Origin of the sequence: Pseudomonas sp. CNPSo 3701 (genome assembly GCF_028674975.1) — a bacterium.
In the GTDB taxonomy this organism is placed as follows: Bacteria; Pseudomonadota; Gammaproteobacteria; order Pseudomonadales; family Pseudomonadaceae; genus Aquipseudomonas; species Aquipseudomonas straminea.
This window is the reverse complement of sequence record NZ_JAQZSI010000001.1, coordinates 439,090-452,893: the sequence shown is the minus strand read 5'-3', so window position 1 is coordinate 452,893 and position 13,804 is coordinate 439,090. Positions and strand designations below refer to the sequence as shown.

The 13,804-nt window shown below is 64.4% G+C and carries 14 protein-coding genes; 11 read left to right on the top strand and 3 right to left on the bottom strand.

What is annotated here, in order from left to right; all coding sequences use genetic code 11:
• Positions 1-136 precede the first annotated feature (136 nt).
• The 5 genes from PVA39_RS02035 (at position 137) to PVA39_RS02015 (ending at position 4,838) form a co-directional block, all read left to right on the top strand.
• A complete protein-coding gene (locus tag PVA39_RS02035) occupies positions 137-1,000 on the top strand; it encodes a YicC/YloC family endoribonuclease (RefSeq protein WP_274122572.1) in 864 nt (287 codons plus the stop codon).
• Between the two features lie 45 nt (positions 1,001-1,045).
• Entirely contained in the window at positions 1,046-1,666 is a 621-nt protein-coding gene (gene gmk / locus PVA39_RS02030; RefSeq protein WP_274122571.1) for a guanylate kinase, read from the top strand.
• A gap of 177 nt (positions 1,667-1,843) precedes the next feature.
• Complete coding sequence (gene rpoZ / locus PVA39_RS02025; RefSeq protein ID WP_013789418.1) at positions 1,844-2,107, top strand: DNA-directed RNA polymerase subunit omega; 264 nt, start codon at positions 1,844-1,846, stop codon at positions 2,105-2,107.
• Positions 2,108-2,167: 60 nt separating this feature from the next.
• A complete protein-coding gene (gene spoT / locus PVA39_RS02020; protein WP_093500558.1) occupies positions 2,168-4,276 on the top strand; it encodes a bifunctional GTP diphosphokinase/guanosine-3',5'-bis pyrophosphate 3'-pyrophosphohydrolase in 2,109 nt (702 codons plus the stop codon).
• A 181-nt stretch (positions 4,277-4,457) separates the two neighbouring features.
• Positions 4,458-4,838: a RidA family protein gene (locus PVA39_RS02015; protein WP_274122570.1), complete on the top strand. Its 381-nt coding sequence runs from the start codon at positions 4,458-4,460 to the stop codon at positions 4,836-4,838.
• A 39-nt stretch (positions 4,839-4,877) separates the two neighbouring features.
• Here the strand turns inward: PVA39_RS02015 and PVA39_RS02010 are convergent, their stop codons facing one another.
• The gene (locus PVA39_RS02010) at positions 4,878-5,735 is read right to left on the bottom strand and encodes an SDR family oxidoreductase (RefSeq protein WP_274122569.1); all 858 of its coding nucleotides are present in this window, start codon (positions 5,733-5,735) and stop codon (positions 4,878-4,880) included.
• Between the two features lie 167 nt (positions 5,736-5,902).
• Between PVA39_RS02010 and exbB the strand changes: the two genes are divergently transcribed.
• From exbB to PVA39_RS01980, 6 genes are all read left to right on the top strand, one after another.
• Positions 5,903-7,030: a tonB-system energizer ExbB gene (exbB, locus tag PVA39_RS02005; protein WP_274122568.1), complete on the top strand. Its 1,128-nt coding sequence runs from the start codon at positions 5,903-5,905 to the stop codon at positions 7,028-7,030.
• A gap of 4 nt (positions 7,031-7,034) precedes the next feature.
• Positions 7,035-7,463, top strand: coding sequence for a TonB system transport protein ExbD (gene exbD / locus PVA39_RS02000; RefSeq protein WP_274122567.1), 429 nt, complete (start codon positions 7,035-7,037; stop codon positions 7,461-7,463).
• Positions 7,460-8,209 carry an energy transducer TonB gene (locus PVA39_RS01995; RefSeq protein WP_274122566.1) on the top strand — a complete coding sequence of 250 codons (750 nt, stop codon included), beginning with the start codon at positions 7,460-7,462 and terminating at the stop codon, positions 8,207-8,209. The genes exbD and PVA39_RS01995 overlap by 4 nt, the downstream gene beginning before the upstream one ends.
• 141 nt (positions 8,210-8,350) lie before the next feature.
• On the top strand, positions 8,351-9,274 hold the full coding sequence (locus tag PVA39_RS01990) for a hydrogen peroxide-inducible genes activator (RefSeq protein ID WP_013789411.1): 924 nt from the start codon (positions 8,351-8,353) through the stop codon (positions 9,272-9,274).
• Positions 9,275-9,282: 8 nt separating this feature from the next.
• A complete protein-coding gene (gene recG / locus PVA39_RS01985; RefSeq protein ID WP_274122565.1) occupies positions 9,283-11,358 on the top strand; it encodes an ATP-dependent DNA helicase RecG in 2,076 nt (691 codons plus the stop codon).
• A 94-nt stretch (positions 11,359-11,452) separates the two neighbouring features.
• Positions 11,453-12,853, top strand: a complete 1,401-nt coding sequence (locus PVA39_RS01980) for an aminoacyl-tRNA deacylase and HDOD domain-containing protein (RefSeq protein WP_093500572.1) — start codon at positions 11,453-11,455, stop codon at positions 12,851-12,853.
• Positions 12,854-12,904: 51 nt separating this feature from the next.
• Here the strand turns inward: PVA39_RS01980 and PVA39_RS01975 are convergent, their stop codons facing one another.
• On the bottom strand, positions 12,905-13,297 hold the full coding sequence (locus PVA39_RS01975) for a helicase (RefSeq protein WP_274122564.1): 393 nt from the start codon (positions 13,295-13,297) through the stop codon (positions 12,905-12,907).
• A 153-nt stretch (positions 13,298-13,450) separates the two neighbouring features.
• The gene (locus PVA39_RS01970) at positions 13,451-13,723 is read right to left on the bottom strand and encodes an HU family DNA-binding protein (RefSeq protein ID WP_013789407.1); all 273 of its coding nucleotides are present in this window, start codon (positions 13,721-13,723) and stop codon (positions 13,451-13,453) included.
• Between the last annotated feature and the right edge of the window lie 81 nt (positions 13,724-13,804).

The window sequence follows — 13,804 nt, the reverse complement described above, 5'->3', positions numbered from 1 at the left end:
CTGCCGCGCATTATAGGGGCTGTTGCCACCGGGCCGCGACCGCGCCTGCCCGATGGCACCGCACCGGGTTTGGGAGCCACCGGCGCTGTGCGCTACAATCGCCGCCTTTGCCCTACAGCAAGCCGAGGTAAGCAGCATGATCCACAGCATGACGGCCTTCGCCCGCACCGAGCAGGCAGGTGCCAACGGCACCCTGAGCTGGGAGCTGCGCTCGGTCAACCACCGCTACCTCGAACCCCACCTGCGCCTGCCGGAAGCCTTCCGCGATCTAGAAGGCGCGGTGCGCGAAGCGCTGCGTCAGGGTTTGTCGCGCGGCAAGGTGGAATGCACCCTGCGCTACACCGAAGAAAACACCGGCAAGCCGCTGCAGGTCGACCGCGAGCGGGCTACCCAACTGATCGCTGCCGCCGAAAGCGTCGCCGCACTGATCAAGCAACCCGCGCCGCTGAACCCTCTGGAAGTGCTCGGCTGGCCCGGCGTGTTGGTTGCCGATAGCAGCGACCCACAAGCGCTGAATAAAGCCGCCTTGGAGCTGTTCGGCAATGCTCTCGACGAGCTGAAGAGTGGCCGCGGCCGCGAAGGCGCCGAGCTGGCCAAGCTGCTCAACGAACGCCTCGACAGCATGCTCAAGGAAGTCGCCGCCCTGCGCGAGCTGGTACCGCAGATGCTCGAGGCCCAGCGCCAGAAGATCATCGAGCGCTGCCGCGAAATGCAGGCCGAGCTCGACCCACAGCGCCTGGAGCAGGAGCTGGTGATGCTCGCCCAGAAGAGCGATGTCGCCGAAGAACTGGATCGCCTGAGCACCCACGTCATCGAAGTGCGCCGCGTACTCAAGGCCGGCGGCGCGGCCGGCCGCCGCCTGGACTTCCTGATGCAGGAACTCAACCGCGAAGCCAACACCCTCGGCTCCAAGGCATTCGACCCGCGCAGCACCCAGGCGGCGGTCAACCTCAAGGTATTGATCGAGCAAATGCGCGAGCAGGTGCAGAACATCGAATAACGGCGCCCAGGCGCCTTCCGACCCCAACCGTTTCAGGACTGATCCATGAGCACCACCAGCGGCACGCTGTACATCATTTCCGCCCCCTCGGGCGCTGGCAAGAGCAGCCTGGTGAACGCGCTGATCGACAGCGAGCCGCACATTCGCGTGTCTGTGTCGCACACCACTCGTGCCATGCGCCCAGGTGAAGTCGACGGCGTGCACTACCACTTCGTGGATCACGCACAGTTCACCGCCATGCTCGAGCAGGGCGAATTCCTCGAGCACGCTCAGGTATTCGACAATTTCTACGGCACCTCACAGCGCGCACTGGAAAAGACCCTGGCCGAGGGCATCGACCTGATCTTGGAGATCGACTGGCAAGGCGCCCAGCAGGTGCGCAAGCTGATGCCCCTGGCCAAGTCGATCTTCATCCTGCCGCCGACCCGCGAAGCGCTCCGCCACCGCCTGACCAATCGCGGCCAGGACAGCGGCGAGATCATCGAACGCCGCATGCGCGACGCCGTCAGTGAGATGAGCCACTACGTCGAATACGACTACCTGGTGATCAACGATGATTTCAGCCATGCGCTCAGCGACCTGAAGGCGGTGTTTCGCGCCAACCAGCTGCTGCAGACCGCCCAACATCAGCGCCATGCCGGCCTGCTGAGCGAGTTGCTGGCCTGAGCCGAAGCCGAAGGGCGGTGCAAAACCGCCCATTCAGGTCGCCAAAATCTCGCCCGGCGTTGCGAACGCGTGCATCTCAGCGAGTTTCGCTTCCCTTAATGCTGGCGTTTTTCTAGACTATTCAGTCCGCTCGCCCATTCGGGCCCAGCCAATTTTGCATTCGCTACGAGGAACACCATGGCTCGCGTTACCGTTGAAGACTGCCTGGACAACGTCGATAACCGCTTCGAGCTGGTCATGCTTGCCACCAAGCGCGCTCGTCAAATCGCCACTGGCGGCAAAGAGCCGAAAGTAGCCTGGGAAAACGACAAGCCGACCGTAGTCGCCCTGCGCGAAATCGCCAGCGGCCTGGTTGACGCCGAAATCGTCGCCCAGGAAGACATCATCGAAGAAGAACCGCTGTTCGCAGCCTTCGAGGAAGAGGCGAACGAGCCTCTGTAAGCCTATGCCGGGTCGAAAGCGTACGTCGCAGGTGCACAATGCACGGCAGGGGAGCCTCCCATGCCGAGCATAGACGCCCTCGCGGACAGGCTTTCGGGCTACCTGGGCGACGAACAGGTCAACCTCGTTCGTCGCGCCTACTTCTACGCCGAACAAGCGCACGACGGGCAACGCCGCCGCAGCGGTGAAGCCTACGTGACCCATCCGCTGGCCGTGGCCAGCATCCTCGCCGACATGCACATGGACCATCAGAGCCTGATGGCCGCCATGCTGCACGACGTGATCGAAGACACCGGCATCGCCAAGGAAGCCCTGCACGCGCAGTTCGGCGAATCCGTGGCGGAGCTGGTGGATGGGGTCAGCAAGCTGACCCAGATGAACTTCGAAACCAAGGCTGAGGCGCAGGCCGAGAACTTCCAGAAGATGGCCATGGCCATGGCGCGCGACATCCGCGTGATCCTGGTCAAGCTGGCCGACCGCCTGCACAACATGCGCACCCTGGAAGTGCTGTCCGGCGAGAAGCGCCGGCGCATCGCCAAGGAAACCCTGGAAATCTACGCACCCATCGCCAACCGGCTGGGCATGCACAGCATGCGCGTGGAGTTCGAGGACCTGGGCTTCAAGGCCATGCACCCGATGCGTTCCGAGCGCATCCGTGCCGCGGTACGCCGCGCCCGGGGCAACCGCAAGGAAATCGTCACCCGCATCGAGGAGTCGCTGCTGCACTGCCTCGAGCGCGAAGGCCTGAGCGGCGAAGTGGTGGGCCGCGAGAAGCACCTGTACAGCATCTACCAGAAGATGCGCGGCAAGCGTAAGTCGTTCAACGAGATCATGGACGTCTACGCCTTCCGTATCGTGGTCGACAAGGTCGACACCTGCTACCGCGTGCTCGGCGCCGTGCACAACCTCTACAAGCCGCTGCCAGGGCGCTTCAAGGATTACATCGCGATCCCCAAGGCCAACGGCTACCAGTCGCTGCACACCACGCTGTTCGGCATGCACGGCGTGCCCATCGAGATCCAGATCCGCACCCGCGAGATGGAAGAGATGGCCAACAACGGCATCGCCGCGCACTGGCTGTACAAGTCCAACGAGGACGAGCTGCCCAAGGGCAACCACGCCCGCGCACGCCAATGGGTCAAGGGCGTGCTGGAGCTGCAGCAGCGCGCGGGCAACTCGCTGGAATTCATCGAGAGCGTGAAGATCGACTTGTTCCCGGATGAGGTCTACGTCTTCACGCCCAAAGGCCGCATCATGGAGCTGCCGAAGGGCTCCACGGCCGTGGACTTCGCCTACGCGGTGCACACCGACGTCGGCAACACTTGCATCGCCTGCCGCATCAACCGCCGCCTGGCGCCGCTGTCCCAGGCGCTGGAAAGCGGCTCCACCGTGGAAATCGTCAGCGCGCCGGGGGCGCGGCCGAATCCGGCCTGGCTGAATTTCGTGGTCACCGGCAAGGCGCGCACCCATATCCGTCACGCGCTGAAACTGCAGCGCCGCTCGGAGTCGGTGAGCCTGGGCGAGCGCCTGCTCAACAAGGTGCTGGCCAGCTTCGAAACCCATCTGGACAAGGTGCCCGCCGAGCGCCAGCTGGCCGTGCTCAACGAATACCGCATGGAAACCTTCGACGACCTGCTCGAAGACATCGGCCTGGGCAACCGCATGGCCTACGTGGTGGCGCGCCGCCTGCTGGCCAGCGAGGGCGAGGAGCTGCCAAACGCCGAAGGCCCCCTGGCGATCCGTGGCACCGAGGGCCTGGTGCTCAGCTACGCCAAGTGCTGTACGCCGATTCCGGGCGACCCGATCGTTGGCCACCTCTCGGCCGGCAAGGGCATGGTGGTGCACATGGACACCTGCCGGAACATCAGCGAAGTGCGCCACAACCCGGAAAAATGCATCCAGCTGGCCTGGGCCAAGGATGTGACCGGCGAATTCAACGTCGAACTGCGCGTCGAGCTGGAACACCAGCGCGGTCTGATCGCACTACTGGCGAGCAGCGTCAACGCCGCCGACGGCAACATCGAGAAAATCAGCATGGACGAGCGCGACGGCCGCGTCAGCGTGGTTCAGCTGGTAGTCAGCGTGCATGACCGCGTACACCTGGCCCGGGTGATCAAGAAGCTGCGCACTCTGCCCGGCGTCATGCGCATCACCCGCACCAAGGCGTGACCTGTCGCACCATTGCTGCTCTGAAGAGAAGCGCCCTACTCAGCAGTGTTGCTGCCTGGAAGCGTCACCGCTTATCCCAAAGTCGCAACCATGCCTGCCGCGGCTTGAGGCCGAGAACGCCAGCCTGTAGCCTGCCTGCGTCCATCTTGCAGCCTGAGGCTGCCCTATCCAGGAGTTCTCCATGAGCAAGAGCGTCATCAACAGCGACAATGCCCCGGCCGCCATCGGCACTTACTCCCAGGCCATCAAGGCCGGCAACACCGTCTACCTGTCCGGGCAGATCCCGCTGGATCCCAAGACCATGGAGCTGGTGGAAGGCTTCGAAGCCCAGACCGTGCAGGTCTTCGAGAACCTCAAGTCGGTGATCGAGGCCGCCGGTGGCTCGTTCAAGGATGTGGTCAAGCTGAACATCTTCCTCACCGACCTCTCCCACTTCGCCACCGTCAACGAAGTGATGGGCCGTTACTTCCAGCAGCCCTACCCGGCGCGCGCCGCGATTGGCGTGGCCGCCCTGCCGAAAGGCGCTCAGGTGGAAATGGACGGCATCCTGGTCATCGACTGACCTGCCGCAGGCCCGGAGCCTCGCCTCCGGGCTTTCCCTTCAGCGTTCCCGCAACACCGCGGCATAACCCTCGCGATAGCTTGGATATTGCGGCACCCAGCCCAGCGCCCGGGCGCGGGCATTGCTGCAGCGCTTGCTGCCGGAGCGGCGCACCGCCGCATCCTCTGCCCAATGCTCGACACCCAGCTGCTCACGCAACCAGCCGACTACCTGATGCAGCGGCGCCGGCTCGTCGTCCACGCCGAGATAGCAATTATCCAGCGCCTTGCCGGCCAGATCGGCCTGCAGCAGAAAAGCCAGCAGGCCGGCCGCGTCATCGGCATGAATACGGTTGCCATACAAAGGCGGCTCGACCGCCACTCGATAGCCCATGCGCACCTGCTTTAGCAGCCACTCACGGCCAGGCCCGTAGATGCCCGTCAGGCGCACCACGGTGGCTGGTACGCCGCTGCTCCAGGCCACCTGCTCGGCTTCACGCATGATGCGCCCGGAATAGCTCTGCGCCTCGGCTGGTGAGCTTTCGTCGACCCACTCGCCACTCGCCTGGCCATAGACGCCACTACTGGAAACGAAGAGCAGCCGCTTCGGCCGCTGTCCATGTGCCTGCAACCAGCTCAGCACGTGACGCAGCCCGTCGACGTAGGCCTGGCGATAGCCCGCTTCGTCATGCTGGCTGGCCGCCGCGCTGTACACCAGATAATCAAGCTCGCTCTCCGGCCACTGGGCCGGGCACTCCGCCTGATGCAGATCACCGGCGACCGGCAGGATGCCCGCGGGCAGTTCCGACACACTGCGGCGCAGGCCATGAACCTGCCACCCCGCCTCGTGCAGCCGCACGGCCAGGCGGCCGCCTACATCGCCACAACCAGCGATCAGCACACTTGCACCTTTAGTCATCGATCCTCTCTCAAGCTGTCCAGCGTTCAAAAAATACCCATGAACGTAATAGAGTTACGCCACCCCTTTCACGAACAAGAATTACTTGCAATAATGTTTAGCCTTTTTTTCCGTGCGCCTCTTTTGGCCGCGCAGATAACCGCCCTCCACATTTAGGTCCGGCAAGCATGAACTCTATCGCCCATAGCGCCAAGCCAACCACCGTCGCCGCTCGGCCGCAACGCCTCGGCGCCGCTCTCGCCCTGCTGCTCAGCCTGACACTGGCCCCGGTCGCGGGCTTTGCTGACCAGTCGGCGCCGGCACAACCTGCCGCGCAACCGAACAACGAACAGCCTGCCACCGCCCAACAGCAAGTCCCGCAACTGTCGCCAGAGGCCGCTGCCCAGGTCGACGCGCTGGGTGAAAAGCTAGAAGCGCTTGGCCCGCAGGCCACGCCAGAGCAGCAGAACCAGGCGCGCCAACAGTTCTTCAGCGAGAACAACATCGCCCCGCAGGATGCGGAAAAGCTGAGCCAGGCGCTGGCTGCCCAGGAGAGCGCCGACGCTCAGGCGCTGAACAACGAAGCCGCCGTCGAAGCCGAACAAGCCTTCCACGACCTGTCGCCGTGGGGTATGTACCAGAGCGCCGACGTGGTGGTGAAAAGCGTGATGATCGGCCTGGTGCTGGCATCGATCCTCACCTGGACCATCTGGATCGCCAAGACCATCGAGCTGGTCACCGCACGCCGCCGCCTGCGCCGCGAGATCGTCGAGCTCAAGGGTGCCCGCAACCTGGCCCAGGCCAGCGAACAGGCCCGCGCCAAGCACAGCTTCAGCGAAGTCCTCATCGAAGACGCTCGCGAAGAACTGAAACTCTCGGCCACCAGCCGTGAGAAGGAAGGCATCAAGGAGCGCGTCAGCTTCCGTCTCGAGCGCCTGGTCGGCGCCTGCGGCCGCGACATGAGCAAGGGCACCGGCGTGCTCGCCACCATCGGCTCCACCGCGCCCTTCATCGGTCTGTTCGGTACCGTGTGGGGCATCATGAACAGCTTCATCGGCATCGCCAAAACCCAGACCACCAACCTCGCCGTGGTGGCCCCTGGCATCGCCGAAGCCCTGCTGGCAACCGCTCTGGGCCTGGTCGCGGCGATTCCGGCGGTGATCATTTACAACGCCTTCTCGCGCTCGATCAGCGCCTACAAGGCTCAGGTCGCCGATGCTTCGGCTCAGGTGCTGCTGCTGGTCAGCCGCGACCTGGACATGCAGCCACCGGCTCATGACCGCGCCCAGCAACCTCACGTGGTCAAGGTGGGCTAAGACCATGGGGCTTCATCTCAACGAAAACGGCGGCGACGATCTCCAGGAAAACCACGAGATCAACGTCACGCCCTTCATCGACGTGATGCTGGTGCTGCTGATCATCTTCATGGTCGCCGCGCCGCTGGCCACCGTCGACGTGAAGATCGACCTGCCCGCCTCCAGCGCCAAGCCAGCGCCGCGGCCAGACAAGCCGATCTACCTGAGCATCAAAGAAGACAAGAAGCTGTACCTCGACAATGACGAGGTGCAGCCGGCGATGCTCGGCGCGGCGCTGGACAAGCTGACCAAGAACGACAAGGACAAGACCATCTTTGTGCGTGGTGACAAGGGCGTCGAATATGGCGACCTGATGGAGGTGATGGACAACCTGCGCGGCACGGGTTACCTGAAGATTGGCCTAGTGGGCCTGGAGACGGTCGGCGCGCAATGAAGAAATCCAGCCGCACGTTTTCCTGGGCTGCCAGCCTGGCCATCGTGGTCGGCCTGCACGTCGGCCTGTTTCTCTGGGCGATGTACTGGCAGCCCCAGGCGACACCGATCGAACTGCCGCCACCTGCGGCGATGATCGTCGAGCTGGAGCCCTTGCCGCCAGCCGCGCCCAAGCCTGCACCGCCACCACCACCGGAAGTGGTGCCGGAAGAGCCCGAGCCGCAGCCGAAGATCGCCGAAGCGCCGAAGCCGACGCTGGCGGTCACGCCGCCCAAGCCAAAGCCGAAACCCAAGCCGAAGCCGCCGAAACCCAAGCCGCCCGAGCCCAAGCCTCCGGAGCCCCAGGAGCCGCCGTCAGAAAAGGCGCCACCTGCCCCGCCGGCGCCGACCGAAGCCAAGCCGGCCGCACCGCAGCAGGCACCGGTTAGCGCGCCGAGCAAGGCCGAGAAAACCTGGCAGGGCGAGTTGCTCGCGCACCTGGCGAAGTACAAGAAGTACCCGGAAGATGCACGCCGCCGCGGCCTCGAAGGGCTCAACCGCTTGCGCTTCGTGGTCGACGCCAACGGCAAGGTGCTGTCCTACGAACTGGTGGGCAAATCCAGCAGCGCCTCGCTGGATCGCGCCACGCTGCAGATGATCCGCCGCGCCCAACCGCTGCCCAAGCCGCCAGCGGAAATGCTCAAGAACGGCAGCGTGGAAATCGTCGCGCCCTTTATCTATTCGCTGGAGCGCGGCGGGCGACGCTGACCCCAGCATCACAAAGGCCCCGGCAATCGCCGGGGCCTTTGTATTTGGGTCCCTTCAACGAACACACATTTGGCCATCGTGAATGGTTGGTTCCATTGAAGACAGCGGCTATGCTTGGCGCCATCTCAATGGATAAAGACTATGACCCTCACCGAACTGCGCTATATCGTGACGCTCGCTCAGGAACAGCACTTCGGCCGCGCCGCGGAGCGCTGCCATGTCAGCCAGCCCACGCTGTCGGTCGGGGTCAAGAAGCTCGAGGACGAGCTGGGCGTGCTGATCTTCGAGCGCAGCAAGAGCGCGGTGCGCCTGACGCCCGTCGGTGAAGGCATCGTCACCCAGGCGCAAAAGGTACTGGAGCAGGCCCAGGGCATTCGCGAACTGGCCCAGGTCGGCAAGAACCAGCTGGCCGCGCCACTGAAGATCGGCGCCATCTACACCGTCGGCCCTTACCTGTTTCCTCATCTGATCCCGCAGCTGCACCGCGTGGCCACGCAGATGCCTCTGTATATCGAAGAAAACTTCACTCACGTGCTGCGCGACAAGCTGCGCACCGGCGAGCTGGACGCGATCATCGTCGCCCTGCCGTTCCAGGAAGCCGATGTGCTGACCCTGCCGCTCTACGACGAACCCTTCTATGCGCTGCTGCCGGCGGATCACCCATGGACGGCCATGCAGACCATCGACACCAAGCTGCTCAACGACAAGAGCCTGCTGCTGCTCGGCGAAGGCCACTGCTTCCGTGATCAGGTGCTGGAAGCCTGCCCGACGCTGCGCAAGGGCGAGGAGCACGCCAAGCACACCACGGTGGAGTCCAGCTCGCTGGAAACCATTCGCCACATGGTCGCCTCGGGCCTGGGCGTATCGATCCTGCCGTTCTCGGCCGTCGATAGCCACCACTACGCGCCCGGCGTGATCGAGGTTCGCCCGCTCAGCCCGCCGGCGCCGTTCCGCACCGTGGCCATCGCCTGGCGTGCCAGCTTCCCGCGGCCCAAGGCCATCGAAGTGCTGGCCGACTCCATTCGCCTGTGCTCGGTCGCCAAGCCACTGCCACGTAACGCCTGAGGACCGCGATGAGCGAGCTGTCGACGGTTTCCGTTACCGACCTCAAAGGCGTCGGCGCGGCCCTGGCGGAAAAGCTCGCCAAGGTCGGCCTGGAAACCCTGCAGGACATCCTCTTCCACCTGCCGCTGCGCTACCAGGACCGTACCCGCATCATACCCATCGGCGCGCTGCGTCCCGGTCAGGATGCGGTGGTCGAAGGCACGGTTGCCGGCGCCGATGTGGTGATGGGCCGGCGCCGCAGCCTGCTGGTGCGCCTGAGTGACGGTAGCGGCACCCTGAGCCTGCGCTTCTACCACTTCAGCAACGCCCAGAAGGAAGGCCTCAAGCGCGGCACCCAGGTGCGCTGCTACGGGGAAATCCGACCTGGCTCGTCCGGCCTGGAAATCTATCATCCCGAGTACCGCGCGCTGACCGGTGACGAGCCGCCAGCCGTCGAACAGACCCTGACGCCGATCTATCCAACCACCGAAGGCCTGACCCAGCAGCGCCTGCGCCAGCTCAGCGAACAGGCCCTGGCGCGCCTCGGCCCGCACAGCCTGCCGGACTGGCTGCCACGTGAGCTGGCCAAAGAGTACGACCTGGCGTCGCTGGATCAGGCGATTCGCTACCTACACCGCCCGCCACCGGACGCTGACCTCGAAGAACTCGCCGAAGGCCGCCACTGGGCCCAGCACCGGCTGGCCTTCGAGGAATTGCTCACCCACCAGCTGTCGATGCAGCGCCTGCGCGAAAGCGCCCGGGTGCAGCAGGCGCCGTGCCTGCCGGTGGCCAAGCGCCTGCCCCAGCAGTTTCTCGACAACCTCGGTTTCAAGCCCACCGGTGCGCAGCAACGCGTCGGCGCTGAGATCGCCTACGATCTCAGCCAGCACAAGCCGATGCTGCGCTTGGTGCAGGGCGACGTCGGCGCTGGCAAGACGGTGGTCGCTGCCTTCGCAGCGCTGCAAGCCATAGAGGCCGGTTACCAGGTAGCGCTGATGGCGCCGACTGAAATTCTCGCCGAGCAGCACTTCATCAACTTCACCCGCTGGCTACAGCCCCTGGGCCTGGAAACTGCCTGGCTGGCTGGCAAGCTCAAGGGCAAGGCGCGGGCCACTGCCCTGGAGCAGATTGCCGCCGGCGTGCCCATGGTGGTCGGCACCCACGCGCTGTTCCAGGACGAGGTGCGCTTTCGCAACCTAGCCCTGGCGATCATCGACGAACAGCACCGCTTCGGTGTGCAGCAGCGCCTGGCCCTGCGCCAGAAAGGCGTGGGCGGTCGGCTCAGTCCGCACCAGCTGATCATGACCGCCACACCGATCCCGCGCACCCTGGCGATGAGCGCCTACGCCGACCTGGATACCTCGATCCTCGACGAACTGCCGCCCGGCCGCACGCCCGTAAACACCGTGCTGGTCGCCGACAGCCGCCGTTTCGAAGTGGTCGAGCGCGTGCGCTCGGCCTGCAACGAAGGCCGCCAGGCGTATTGGGTGTGCACGCTGATCGAGGAATCCGAGGAGCTGACCTGCCAGGCCGCGCAGACCACCTACGAGGATCTGGCCGCTGCTTTGGTCGGCCAGCAGGTCGGGTTGATCCACGGGCGCATGAAGCCGGCCGAGAAAGCGGCGGTGATGGATCAGTTCAAGCAGGGCCACCTACAGTTGCTGGTGGCCACCACGGTGATCGAAGTGGGCGTCGACGTGCCGAACGCCAGCCTGATGATCATCGAGAACCCCGAACGCCTCGGCCTGGCACAGCTGCACCAGTTGCGCGGGCGGGTAGGCCGGGGCAGCGCCGCCAGCCACTGCGTGCTGCTCTACCACCCGCCACTTTCGCAGATCGGCCGTGAACGGTTGGGCATCATGCGTGAAACCTGTGACGGCTTCGTCATTGCGGAGAAGGATCTGGAGTTGCGCGGCCCCGGGGAAATGCTCGGCACTCGACAAACTGGTCTGCTGCAGTTCAAGGTAGCTGACCTGATGCGTGACGCCGACCTGCTGCCGGCGGTACGCGACGCCGCCCAGGCCTTGCAGGAGCAATGGCCACAACACGTCAGCCCACTGCTCGAACGCTGGCTGCGCCACGGACAACAATATGGGCAAGTGTGAGTGGACACATGACGATGGTCGACTTGAACGCTCGCCTAGTCAGCTTGCTGGTTATACTTGGGACATTGCGCTCCCCTCGAAGACGGAATAGGTCATGACTGAATTAGCCATTGCCGACACATCACCCCAACCGCCCCATGTAATCCGTCAGCTGCTGGAGAAACTCGGTTTGACTTATCAGGCTCGCCACGACCAACCCGGCATCCCGGCTGCACAGCGTGTGCAGACCGTGCTGCTCGAAGACACCGTGGGTGCCCTGCTGGTGCTGTTCCCGCAAAATCAGCTGCTCGACCTCAACCGTCTGGCCGAATTGACCGGCCGCAAGCTCACGGCAGTGAAGCCCGAGCGCCTCAATCGCATGCTGGGCAAGCATGACCTGGCCCTGCTGCCGGGCATTCCTGCCCTGACCAGCTCGCCCTGCCTGTATGACGAGCGCCTGCTCGATGTGCCGAGCCTGTACATCCAGTCCGGCCAGGCCGGCGTGCTGCTGGAGTTCGGCACTGAAGCCTTCAAGGGGCTGCTGACCAAGGCCAGCGCCGCCCGTTTCGGCGAGCCGGCAAGCAAGGTGCGGCCCAACTTCAGCCGTCCTGAAGACGACCGCCAAGAGATCAGCCACGCGGTGCAGGCCTTTACCGCGCGGCGCATCCAGCAGCGCCTGGAAGAAACCATCGAGATTCCGCCACTGGCGGAAACCGCGCAGAAGATCATCAAGCTGCGAGTCGACCCCAATGCTACGGTCGACGACATCACCGGTGTGGTGGAAACCGACCCGGCGTTGGCCGCTCAGGTGGTGAGCTGGGCCGCTTCGCCCTATTACGCCGCGCCCGGTAAAATCCGCTCGGTCGAAGATGCCATCGTGCGCGTGCTGGGCTTCGATCTGGTGGTCAATCTGGCCCTCGGCCTGGCCCTGGGCAAAACCCTCAGCCTGCCCAAGGACCAGCCGCAGCAGGCCACGCCCTACTGGCAGCAGGCGATCTACACCGCCGCCGTCATCGAGGGTCTGACCCGTGCCATGCCCCGCGCCCAGCGCCCGGAAGCCGGCCTTACCTACCTGGCCGGCCTGCTGCACAACTTTGGCAACCTGGTGCTGGCCCACGTGTTCCCGCCGCACTTCTCACTGATCTGCCGTCATCTGGAGGTCAACCCGCACCTGCCGCACAGCTACATCGAGCAGCACCTGCTGGGCATCAGCCGCGAACAGATCGGTTCCTGGCTGATGCGTTACTGGGACATGCCCGAAGAGCTCGCCGTGGCCCTGCGCTTCCAGCACGACCCGACCTACACCGGTAACCACGCCACCTATCCGAACCTCGTCTACCTGGCGGTCAGCCTGCTGCACAACCACGGCATCGGCAACGGCCCGACGCGCGAGATCCCGCAGAGCCTGCTGGACAACCTGGGTATCACCTGGGAAAAAGCCGAAGAAGCGCTCAACAAGGTGCTGGCTGCCGAAGTCGCCCTGCGCGATCTCGCCGCGCAATTTCCGCAGAACTGATTCACGCCTGCTGCGCCACGGCCCGCATTTAACGCGGGCCGTGGCGTTTTTTCAGGCGGCTTTCTTGTCGGCCGAGCGCTTTTTCGGGCGCAGGTACTTGGTCAGGCCCTGGAACCAGATCACCAGCGCAGGGTTGCCCTGAATCTGGATGTCCTTGTTCTGAATGCCCTGCATGAACGCCAGCTGCTTGTTCTGGGCGGTCAGCGTGGCGTAGCCGTAAGCAGCATCCTTGAAGCCGATGGCGAAAGCCGACGCATTGGCTGCGCCGCGCTTGCTGGTGATGCGCTGATTCTCAACGATGAAGTGACGGGCGATCTTGCCGTCCAGGGTGTGCAGCTGGAATACCAGGTCACGGCCTTCGAGCTGCTGGCGGAACGCCGGATTGTCGCGGCTGGCCTTGGCCATCAGACGGCCGAGCATCCACAGAAGAAAACGAAATTTCATGGCATGGCCTGTTCGCAGAGGTAGGAGAGCCACGCATTGTAGCGACCCGTCCGACGCCTGACAGCTGGGTGCGCCGGACGTGCTGGCGAGGGATGAAGGTCTGCTGAGACTTCAACGCCGCGGCCGGGCGGAAATCTCAGCAGACCCGCAGACTCAGTTGATCGAGTCCTTGAGGGCCTTGCCCGGTTTGAAGGCAACGGTGTTGCTGGCCTTGATCTTCACCGGCTGACCGGTCTGCGGGTTTTTGCCGGTACGGGCGCCGCGGTGGCGCTGCACGAAGGTGCCGAAGCCGACCAGCGTGACGCTGTCCTTGCGGTTCAATGCCCCAGTGATTTCTTCGAGAACGGCGTTGAGTACACGATTGGCCTGATCCTTGGTCAGATCAGCTTTTTCCGCGATAGCGGCGGCGAGTTCCGGTTTACGCATGATTGCCTCATTTACGGTTTGTTGTTGTTGTGTTCCGCGCCCTGGCGCCGATGCGCGCCGACAGCTCTACGCTGCGGCCAG

What these genes read in the sequence shown, in the direction of transcription:
- PVA39_RS02035 (WP_274122572.1), top strand. Translation starts at nt 137, where the DNA reads ATGATCCACAGCATGACGGCCTTCGCCCGCACCGAGCAGGCAGGTGCC.
- gmk (WP_274122571.1), top strand. Translation starts at nt 1,046, where the DNA reads ATGAGCACCACCAGCGGCACGCTGTACATCATTTCCGCCCCCTCGGGC.
- rpoZ (WP_013789418.1), top strand. Translation starts at nt 1,844, where the DNA reads ATGGCTCGCGTTACCGTTGAAGACTGCCTGGACAACGTCGATAACCGC.
- spoT (WP_093500558.1), top strand. Translation starts at nt 2,168, where the DNA reads ATGCCGAGCATAGACGCCCTCGCGGACAGGCTTTCGGGCTACCTGGGC.
- PVA39_RS02015 (WP_274122570.1), top strand. Translation starts at nt 4,458, where the DNA reads ATGAGCAAGAGCGTCATCAACAGCGACAATGCCCCGGCCGCCATCGGC.
- PVA39_RS02010 (WP_274122569.1), bottom strand. Translation starts at nt 5,735, where the DNA reads ATGACTAAAGGTGCAAGTGTGCTGATCGCTGGTTGTGGCGATGTAGGC.
- exbB (WP_274122568.1), top strand. Translation starts at nt 5,903, where the DNA reads ATGAACTCTATCGCCCATAGCGCCAAGCCAACCACCGTCGCCGCTCGG.
- exbD (WP_274122567.1), top strand. Translation starts at nt 7,035, where the DNA reads ATGGGGCTTCATCTCAACGAAAACGGCGGCGACGATCTCCAGGAAAAC.
- PVA39_RS01995 (WP_274122566.1), top strand. Translation starts at nt 7,460, where the DNA reads ATGAAGAAATCCAGCCGCACGTTTTCCTGGGCTGCCAGCCTGGCCATC.
- PVA39_RS01990 (WP_013789411.1), top strand. Translation starts at nt 8,351, where the DNA reads ATGACCCTCACCGAACTGCGCTATATCGTGACGCTCGCTCAGGAACAG.
- recG (WP_274122565.1), top strand. Translation starts at nt 9,283, where the DNA reads ATGAGCGAGCTGTCGACGGTTTCCGTTACCGACCTCAAAGGCGTCGGC.
- PVA39_RS01980 (WP_093500572.1), top strand. Translation starts at nt 11,453, where the DNA reads ATGACTGAATTAGCCATTGCCGACACATCACCCCAACCGCCCCATGTA.
- PVA39_RS01975 (WP_274122564.1), bottom strand. Translation starts at nt 13,297, where the DNA reads ATGAAATTTCGTTTTCTTCTGTGGATGCTCGGCCGTCTGATGGCCAAG.
- PVA39_RS01970 (WP_013789407.1), bottom strand. Translation starts at nt 13,723, where the DNA reads ATGCGTAAACCGGAACTCGCCGCCGCTATCGCGGAAAAAGCTGATCTG.